This window comes from Shigella sp. FC1967 (assembly GCF_001743005.1).
GTDB lineage: Bacteria > Pseudomonadota > Gammaproteobacteria > Enterobacterales > Enterobacteriaceae > Proteus.
This window is the reverse complement of the sequence record NZ_MIIZ01000849.1, coordinates 1-2,536: the sequence shown is the minus strand read 5'-3', so window position 1 is coordinate 2,536 and position 2,536 is coordinate 1. Positions and strand designations below refer to the sequence as shown.

The following is a 2,536-nucleotide window of genomic DNA, read 5'->3' as shown; positions in this document are numbered from 1 at the left end:
ATATGGCAATAGAATATTAAAAAGAGAATAAAAGGATATCTTACAAAGTAGGATATCCTTTTTATTTATGGAAATTAACCTAATAAATGCAGTTGTGTTAGCTCATTAAGTGATGCAATTTTTACATCAGCCAAGCCCCATTGCTTATCATTAAATTGTTCTATTGCCGGTACAACTATAGAGCGCATTCTTGCGCTTTTACAAGCAATCATACCATTGCGAGAGTCTTCTAATGAAACGCAGTGGATAGGATCAAGATTAAGTGCTTTAGCTGCATTTAGATAAACTTCAGGGTGTGGTTTGCTGTATGGCAATTCATCAGCAGACACGACGGCTGAAAAATAGTGACGAATATTAAACAACTCAAGTACGCGTTCAAGCATAAAATCAGGCGATGCTGATGCTAGTGCAATTTTTAACCCTGATAATTTGCAAAGTTCTAAAGCATGCTCAACACCCGGCAATAGTGGTTTGGTTTCTTCAACCAATTTGACAACACGAGAAACCATTTCTTGTTTTGCTTCTTGTTTTGAGACACCTTGCCAAGGTGATGCTCTATACCATAAATCAATGACTTCGTTTATTCTTAATCCAACCATATCGGGCATTGCCGATGCAAGGGATAAGTCGACGCCCAATTCAGCAAAGACCTCATGTTCTGCTTGCTGCCAAAATGGTTCAGAGTCGATTAATAAACCATCCATATCAAATATTGCAGCTTCAATAGGGAATTTAAAAGACATGTTACTCTCCATAAATAAGGTCTATGTTGTCGAGTGGCGATTGTAGCAAGAGTTGTAAGGAAAATCTTTTTTAATCAGTTTCTTATTTATTTTGTAAAATAAATAGAGAGAATAGCTACTATTAATTTATTGTCGTATTAGCCGTTAATTAGACTACGATAAACAGATAAATATTGACGAATTCTACTAGTGAGGATGTGATGAGTTATCAATATGCAGGATTGTATGCCATTTTAAAGCGTGTACTTGGTTGGCTTATTTTTATTCCTGCCTTTATTTCAACCGCCGTATCATTGATAGGATTGGCAGCAATACAACGCCCAAATGGCGATGGTGTAAATGCTGTCATTAATGATTTTTTTCGTGTATTAGCGGAAATGGTGCAATTTAACACACCTTTTTTGGATTTTTTCTGGCGAAATTCACCTATCCCCAATACACAAATGGGATTTAGCCAAGAAAATATCACGTTTTTTGTTATCTTTCTTTTTATGTTTATTGGGTTAGCATTCAGCGCATCAGGATTAAGAATTTATCGCCAAGTGAAATACTTGAAAGAAAATATACAAGATCAGCTTATTATCGAACGTGCAATGAAAAAGTGGTGTAACGGCTGAGGAGTTGCAACAAAATATTAAATTACCGCGGCATACTATATTTACTCAAATTATGGTGCTTTATATATCTCCTCTAATTGTTATTGCAATAGGCTATTTCTTGATAAAATTCTTAGGATGGTAATACTGCTTTAAAGTGAACGAGGACGGTTCATTTATATCAACTGAATGGAAAAATAAACCTCGCATAACTGAATCTGGCGAGGTTATATTTTTAGTTTATGTTCTTATCTCAGTGCTATTTCATTCTTTTCCGATTAAGGTGTTGCTAATAGATCATCAATTATTTTTCTGACTTCTAAATAATTTTCTTCGCCCCCAAATAAATTACAACGGTTGAGGAAGAAATAGAGTTGGTAAATAGGCTGACGAGATAAAAACTTATCTGAGAGCGGCCAAACACTTTGATAGCCATCGAAAATATTTGCAGGTACTGCTGTGCAAAGCGGTAACATCGCGATATCACACTCTCGATCGCCCCAATAACAGGCAGGATCGAAAACGGTACCTTCTGATTGATTAATTGCTGCGCAGTTTTTAGGCCACAAGTTGCCGTGAAGCAGAGAGGGTTGTGGATTATGATCAGCAAGACGATGATTAATAATTTGGGTGATCTCGTCGATATCCCCAAAAACCATGCCTTTCTCAGAAGCAAGTTGTAGCTGAAAACCAATGCGTTTTTCAGAATAAAAGCGATTCCAGCGTTTTTCCCAGCTATTGAGTTGAGGGGTTGTATCGATTTGAGTATCGAAATCAAAACCATAGCTAGGTTGTTCTTCCCACTGATGGAGTCTGGCTAATTGTTGTCCAAAACAGTAGGCGCTATGAGGTGTAAATGATTGAACGGGCAAAAATTCAAGGAGTAGAAAACTGGCATCTTTACTATTACCGATACCAAAAACTCGAGGTATTCGAATTGTTTGGCTTTTTGCCAACATTTCGAGTTGTTCTGCCTCATTTTTAAAATTAGGCAGAAATTCACGCAAATTAGATTTCACAAAAACAGGTGTATCACCATAATAAATTTTCCATGTATGATGAATATCACCACTAGAAAGGTGAATTTTTTCGTTTATCTTTGCTGAAAACCCTAAATTTGATTCCAGTAAACGACCTATATTCTGCCACATACTTACACCTCGCAAAGTTGTTTACTTAGTAGACCCAAATAAAATA

General features: G+C 36.4%; 2 protein-coding genes and 1 pseudogene. 1 reads left to right on the top strand and 2 read right to left on the bottom strand.

What is annotated here, in order from left to right; all coding sequences use genetic code 11:
• Positions 1–74: 74 nt before the first annotated feature.
• Positions 75–743: a hexitol phosphatase HxpB gene (gene hxpB, locus BHE89_RS14470; RefSeq protein ID WP_069369360.1), complete on the bottom strand. Its 669-nt coding sequence runs from the start codon at positions 741–743 to the stop codon at positions 75–77.
• 200 nt (positions 744–943) lie between these two features.
• On the opposite strand from hxpB, the pseudogene BHE89_RS14465 reads away from it, so the two are divergent.
• Positions 944–1,484 (top strand): annotated as a pseudogene (locus BHE89_RS14465) (YniB family protein).
• A gap of 133 nt (positions 1,485–1,617) precedes the next feature.
• On the opposite strand, the gene BHE89_RS14460 reads toward BHE89_RS14465, so the two are convergent.
• Positions 1,618–2,490: a fructosamine kinase family protein gene (locus BHE89_RS14460; RefSeq protein ID WP_069369358.1), complete on the bottom strand. Its 873-nt coding sequence runs from the start codon at positions 2,488–2,490 to the stop codon at positions 1,618–1,620.
• Positions 2,491–2,536: the final 46 nt, after the last annotated feature.